Raw genomic sequence first — 5793 nt, 5'->3', positions numbered from 1 at the left:
ATGCGCAGCAGCTCGTCCTTGCCGTCGTCGAACTCGTGGTTGCCGACAGCGTTGAAGTCCAGGCCGGCGCGGTTCATCGTTTCGATCGTCGGCTCATCATGGAAGAAGGCCGACACCAGCGGGCTGGCGCCGATCAGGTCGCCGGCGGAGACGACCACGGTGTTCGGGTTGGCAGCGCGGGCGGCGGCGATGTAGCCGGCCACGTAGTCGACACCGCCAGCAGGCACCAGCGGCGAGTCAGCGTTCGCGCGGAAAGTGCCCGGCGATTCGATCTGGCCATGCAGGTCATTCAGCGCCAGGATCTTGATGACACCGGTGCCGGGCTTGGACGGTTTGGCGGGCGTGTTCGACGAAGAGGCGGCGCTGGCGCAGCCAACCAGGGCGGCGCCCAATGCGATGGCGGTCAGCACATGGCTGGCGGGATGAGAAGGCATCTCAGGACTCGCTTCACAAGGAATTGAAGGGGCGAGCGCCATCGCCGCGACGGGGGTCGCGCCGGCAGGGCTCGAAGAGGCCCGTATTGGAATATCGATTGGTGTCCTTTCGATGAAGAACATGGGCCCTCCCCCTAATTCTCAAACGTGATGGTGACGTTTCAAGGCAGCCGAAACACCTGCACACCATCGGTCACGCAGCACTGGTCACCGGCGGTGCGCGACACCGCCTTCAAGCCGGTGAATTCACCAAAGGCGGGCAGCACCAGCACTTCATGGTGCAAGTGAAACGCCGGCAGGCACAAGCGGTCGAAGCCCGTGCCACCCACCAGAGCCGCGGGATGCAAGTGGCCAGCCACGACGGCCTGGCCCTCGCGCGCCACGGGGTGGTGGCAAAGCGTCCAAGGGCCCCGTGCGTGGGGCTCATCGACCACGCGGATGCCCAGCTCGGCCGGAGGGTCGCCTGCGCGCAGGTCGTGGTTGCCGCGCACCAGGGTCAGTTGCAGCGAGGCCCGCGCTTGATGCCATGCCGCGAATTTGGCGATGCCCGGGCCGCTGCGCGCACGCGCCGAATGCAGGAAGTCGCCGAGGAAGACCACCTCTTGCGCTTGCAACCGATCGACCAGGGCCCCCAGACGCGCGAGGTTGGCTTCGCTGGTGCCACCGGGCACCGGCACGCCAAGGCGGCGAAAGCTGTGCGCCTTGCCGAGATGGAAGTCGGCCACCAGCAGCACCCGCTCGTCGGGCCAGAAGGCGGCGCGCTCGGGGCACAGCCAGAGCTGGCTGCCGCCCCAGTTCAGCGCGTGGTCCGCGCCGGTGGACACCTCAGGTCAACAGACCCAGCGCGATGTCCAGTTGCTCGGTCGGGCTGCGCTTGAAACCCGAGCGGGCATAACGCTGCAGACGGCCGACGATGAAGGCCGTCAGAGCCGAGGCACGGCCGTTGGCTTCGACAGTCGGCGTGTCCGAGCCGGCCTGGTCGACAGCCTGCCGCAGGCTCTGGCGCAGCTGCGATTCGACACGGTCGAAGAACTGGTTCATGCGAGCGGTCAGGCGCTCGTTCTCGAACACCAGTGCGTCGCCCACCATCACGCGGGTCATGCCGGGGTTCTTCTCGCCGAACTGCAGCACCACCTGGGTGATGCGCTGGGCTTGCACCGAGCCGCTGGTCTCGCGTTCGGTGATCTGGTTGATCAGGCCAAAGATGCTGGATTCGATGAACTCGATCAGCCCTTCGAACATCTGCGCCTTGCTGGCGAAATGGCGGTACAGCGCAGCTTCGCTGACCGATAGTGCGGCGGCCAAGGCGGCAGTGGTGATGCGCTCGGCGCCAGGTTGCTCGAGCATCGACGCCAGCGTCTGCAGGATCTGCACGCGGCGTTCGCCGGGCTTCGGGCGCTTGCGCGCCGGGGCTTCGTTGCCGCTGGGCGCGGAGGAGCCGGCAGGGGGCTCGGCTGGCGCTTCCGGCTGGGGTGCCTCGGCCTCGGCCGCTTCGGTTTCTTCGGGCAGGTCAGGCATCACGGCACACGGCGCAACTGTTGGAGCGAGGCGATTCTGGCACACACATAGGCAGGCTTTCGGTGCAGGTAAACACCAACTTCCGGCCCGTGTGAACCCCGTCTCGCCCAGCGCTGCATCCACACCGTGCGCATGCCGACCCCATAAGCCGATTTCTGGTGTGCCAGCGTGTCTTCGACCAGCACGCAGCGGCGCGGCGGCACCCGCAACTTGGCCGCCAGCGCGCGGAACATGCGCGCATSGGGCTTGGGGCGCCACTGGCCGAACATCGTCATTTGTTCGATGCCGATGACGCCGTCGAAATACTTCAGCATGCCGAGCTGGCGCAAGACCCGTTCGGCATAGGCCAGCGGCGCGTTGGTCAGGATGTACTTGCGGCCCCGCAGGCGGCGCAAGGCGGCCACGTCGTGCGGGTGGGTCGCGACCTCACGCTCCAGCGTCGGCAGCAGGTGGGTGTGGTGCAGGAAGTGCGCCGGCTTGACGCCGTGGTGCCGCATCAGGCCCAGCAAGGTGGCGCCGTAGCGGTGCCAGTAGTGGCTGCGCAGATGGTTGGCTTCGTCGGCGCTCACGCCCAGCTCGCGCTCGATGTAATCGTTCATCGCCCCATCGAGCAGGCGGAAGGACGATACCGCCGCGTTGTGCAGCGTGTTGTCGAGGTCGAACAGCCAGACGCGCTCGGCGGCCATCAGTGCTCAGCTCGCGCGGCGGCCATGCGTTGAGCGTCGCGCTTGCCGAGCGCGGCGATGCTGGCCAGCATCAGCACGGCGCCCAGCCATTGAGAGGCTGACAAAGCCTGACCCAGCAGCAACGCGGCCAACAGCACCGCCGTCAGCGGTTCGACCAGCGTCGCGACCGTCAACGCCGTCGGGCTCAGACGCGCGGCGCCCCAGCTGAAGGCCAGCAACGCCAGCGCCGCGGTCACCAGGCCGAGGTAAAGCAACCAGGCTTCGGGCGGGATGTCACCCGGCCAGGCTAACGGGGCATAGAGGGCACTCAAGCCCATCACCACGGCGGCCACGACCGTCAGCCCCATCGTTGAAGGACCGGCACCCAGCGCCTGCGACAGCCGACCACTGACCAGTGTGAAGCCGGCATAGAGCACGGCAGACGCAACCGAGAACAACACGCCGGCGACCGTCGTTCCTGCATCGGCATCCGCCGTCAGGCCACCATGGCGCAACACCACCAGCGCCGTGCCGATCAGTGCGGCGGCCAACGTGGCAACCAGTGCGGCATCAAGCCGCTCATGCCTTCGCGCCACGGCCACCAGCGTGACCAGCACCGGCGGCAGGCACAACGCGATCAACGTCGGCACCGCAGCGCCGATGCGCGCAATGCCGAGGAACCAGCACAGCACGTACATCGCCATGCAGGCGCCAGCCCCGATCAGCAGCCACAGCTCGCCACGCAGCCGCGGCCATACCGCGGGCCGCGCGAACAACGCGATCAGAAAGACCGCGCCGACGACGAAGCGCCAGAACGAAATGCTTTCGGGGCTGAGACCGAACCGGGCGATCAGCAGATTGACCACCAGTGCGCCGGTGCCCCACAGGAACGCGGCGCCGCAGGCGGCCGCCATCGCAGCGGCCGGGCTGTGGGTGGTCATCGGTCGTGGGAGATCAGTGGGATCTGATCATCGTGCCGTAAGCCTGATCCGTGAGGATCTCCAGCAGCATCGCGTGTGGCACGCGGCCATCGATGATGTGCACTGCGTTGACGCCACTCTTGGCCGCGTCCAGCGCGCCAGCGATCTTCGGCAGCATGCCGCCGCTGATCGTGCCGTCGGCGAACAACTCGTCGATGCGGCGCGCGGTCAGGTCGGTCAACARTTGGCCCTGCTTGTCCAGCACGCCGGCGATGTTGGTCAGCATCACCAGCTTCTCGGCCTTCAGCACCGTGGCCAGCTTCGCCGCCACGACATCGGCATTGATGTTGTAGCTTTCGTTGTTCTCGCCAAAGCCGATCGGGCTGATGACGGGGATGAACGCATCGTCCTGCAGAGCTTTGACCACGCTGGGGTCGATCGAATCGATCTCGCCGACCTGGCCGACGTCGTGCTCCTTGCTCGGGTCGTCCTTGTCGACCATCTTCAGCTTCTTCGCGCGGATCATGCCGCCGTCACGGCCGGTCAAACCCACGGCCTTGCCACCGGCGGCGTTGATCAGGCCGACGATGTCCTGCTGCACTTCGCCACCGAGCACCCACTCGACGACCTCCATCGTCTCTTCGTCGGTCACCCGCATGCCCTGGATGAAGGTGCCCTTCTTGCCCAGGCGCGACAGCGCTTCGTCGATCTGCGGCCCGCCGCCGTGCACCACGACCGGGTTCATGCCGACCAGCTTCAGCAGCACCACGTCTTCGGCAAAGTCCTGCTGCAGATCCGGGTCGGTCATGGCGTTGCCGCCGTATTTGATGACCAGCGTCTTGCCGTGGAACTTGCGGATGTACGGCAGCGCCTGGGCCAGGATTTCGGCCTTTTCGCGCGGCTGGATGTGGTCGACGTTGGCGGGCGCGGTGGCGTGGCTCATGGCGTGCGGCGGTGTGAAAGGGTGTGAATAATGGGCAGTCGGGACATTCTAGGGAAGCGTCCCGAGCCCGCGGCTGTCATCCACCAGGGTGCCTGAAGGGTTGTAGAGGTGCCATTGGAGAACCATGCCATGACCAGGACTTTCACCATCGCCCTCAGCAGTATTGCAGCCTCGCTGGCGCTGCTGGCCGCTGCGCCTGCCGGCGCCACGGAGGGCGAGGTGCGCAAGATCGACCACACCCAGGGCAAGCTGACCATCAAGCATGGCGAGATCAAGGCCCTGCAGATACCCGCGATGACCATGGCCTACAAGGCCAAGCCGAACACGCTGCTGGACGGCCTGACCGTCGGCGACAAGATCGAGTTCAGCGCCGACAAGGTCGACGGTCAGTACGTCGTGACGGCCGTTCGCAAGGCCAAGTGAACCTCTGGGCCGGCGTGAGCCGGCCATCGTTCAGACGTTGAGCAAGTGCGTACGGTAGTGCGCCAGCTCGTCGATCGACTCGTTGATGTCGGCCAGCGCGGTGTGCGCCTGGGCCTTCTTGAAGCCTTCCATCGCCGCCGGCTTCCAGCGCCGCGCCAGCTCCTTCAGCGTGCTGACGTCGAGGTTGCGGTAGTGGAAGAAAGCCTCCAGCCCAGCCATGTGGCGGGCCAGGAAACGCCGGTCCTGGCAGATCGAGTTGCCGCACATCGGGCTCTTGCCGGCCGGCACATAACCGGCCAGGAACTCGATCACCCGCGCTTCGGCCTCGGGCTCGCCGATGGTCGAGGCCTTGACCCGGTCGATCAGCCCGCTGCGGCCGTGCGTGCCCTTGTTCCAGGCGTCCATCGCGTCCAGCGTCGCGTCGCTCTGGTGGATTGCAAACACTGGGCCTTCGATACGCACCGTCAACTGCGGATCGGTGACGACGACGGCGATCTCGATGATGTGGTCGGACTCGGGCTTCAGCCCGGTCATTTCCAGGTCGATCCAGATCAGGTTCTGGTCGTTCTTCGAAAGCATCGTGGCGCTCATGGTGGGTGGCCCGGCGGGTTGAGGATAAGAAAGGGTCGGCGATTGTCCGACAACATACACTCTTTGCCATGCAGGCGTTGACCGTATCGCTATCGCTGGTGGCCGCCCTCGCCGCCTCGCAGGCCATGAAATTCTGGCTCGCGGGGCGCCAGGCGCGCAGCGTACAAACCCACCGCGGTGCCGTGCCGGCCCCGTTCGATGAATCCATCCCGTTGAGCGCCCACCAGCGCGCGGCGGACTACACGCTCGCGCGCCTGCGTTTCGGCATGACCACCGAAACCATCGGAGCCGTGTTGCTG

7 protein-coding genes and 2 pseudogenes are annotated in these 5793 nt (G+C 66.3%); 2 read left to right on the top strand and 7 right to left on the bottom strand.

The genetic code is table 11. From position 1 onward, the window contains the following. From AC1DYI_RS24775 to argB, 6 genes and pseudogenes are all read right to left on the bottom strand, one after another. A pseudogene (locus AC1DYI_RS24775) lies at positions 1–434 on the bottom strand (bifunctional metallophosphatase/5'-nucleotidase); the annotation flags it as partial. Positions 435–595: 161 nt separating this feature from the next. Continuing rightward, entirely contained in the window at positions 596–1258 is a 663-nt protein-coding gene (gene pdeM / locus AC1DYI_RS24770; protein ID WP_477206793.1) for a ligase-associated DNA damage response endonuclease PdeM, read from the bottom strand. 1 nt (position 1259) lies between these two features. Continuing rightward, positions 1260–1952, bottom strand: a complete 693-nt coding sequence (slmA, locus tag AC1DYI_RS24765; RefSeq protein ID WP_477206792.1) for a nucleoid occlusion factor SlmA — start codon at positions 1950–1952, stop codon at positions 1260–1262. Continuing rightward, positions 1952–2638: a pyrimidine 5'-nucleotidase gene (locus AC1DYI_RS24760; RefSeq protein WP_477206791.1), complete on the bottom strand. Its 687-nt coding sequence runs from the start codon at positions 2636–2638 to the stop codon at positions 1952–1954. The genes slmA and AC1DYI_RS24760 overlap by 1 nt, the downstream gene beginning before the upstream one ends. Continuing rightward, the gene (locus AC1DYI_RS24755) at positions 2638–3558 is read right to left on the bottom strand and encodes a DMT family transporter (protein WP_477206790.1); all 921 of its coding nucleotides are present in this window, start codon (positions 3556–3558) and stop codon (positions 2638–2640) included. Before AC1DYI_RS24755 ends, AC1DYI_RS24760 begins: the two co-directional genes overlap by 1 nt. 13 nt (positions 3559–3571) lie before the next feature. Then, complete coding sequence (gene argB, locus AC1DYI_RS24750) at positions 3572–4480, bottom strand: acetylglutamate kinase (protein ID WP_477206789.1); 909 nt, start codon at positions 4478–4480, stop codon at positions 3572–3574. 129 nt (positions 4481–4609) lie between these two features. Between argB and AC1DYI_RS24745 the strand changes: the two genes are divergently transcribed. After that, a complete protein-coding gene (locus AC1DYI_RS24745; protein WP_477206788.1) occupies positions 4610–4903 on the top strand; it encodes a copper-binding protein in 294 nt (97 codons plus the stop codon). Between the two features lie 30 nt (positions 4904–4933). Here AC1DYI_RS24745 and orn read toward each other — a convergent pair whose 3' ends face one another. After that, a complete protein-coding gene (gene orn, locus AC1DYI_RS24740; protein ID WP_477206787.1) occupies positions 4934–5494 on the bottom strand; it encodes an oligoribonuclease in 561 nt (186 codons plus the stop codon). Positions 5495–5562: 68 nt separating this feature from the next. Between orn and AC1DYI_RS24735 the strand changes: the two are divergent. Next, positions 5563–5793, top strand: a pseudogene (locus AC1DYI_RS24735) (M48 family peptidase); the annotation flags it as partial.

The organism is Ideonella sp. P3_A4 (assembly GCF_056403075.1).
This window is presented reverse-complemented; position numbering and strand designations above follow the sequence as displayed.

Bases quoted from the DNA above. Each gene is read 5' to 3' on its own strand.
- slmA (WP_477206792.1), bottom strand. From the start codon at position 1,952: ATGCCTGACCTGCCCGAAGAAACCGAAGCGGCCGAGGCCGAGGCACCC.
- AC1DYI_RS24755 (WP_477206790.1), bottom strand. From the start codon at position 3,558: ATGACCACCCACAGCCCGGCCGCTGCGATGGCGGCCGCCTGCGGCGCC.
- AC1DYI_RS24745 (WP_477206788.1), top strand. From the start codon at position 4,610: ATGACCAGGACTTTCACCATCGCCCTCAGCAGTATTGCAGCCTCGCTG.
- orn (WP_477206787.1), bottom strand. From the start codon at position 5,494: ATGAGCGCCACGATGCTTTCGAAGAACGACCAGAACCTGATCTGGATC.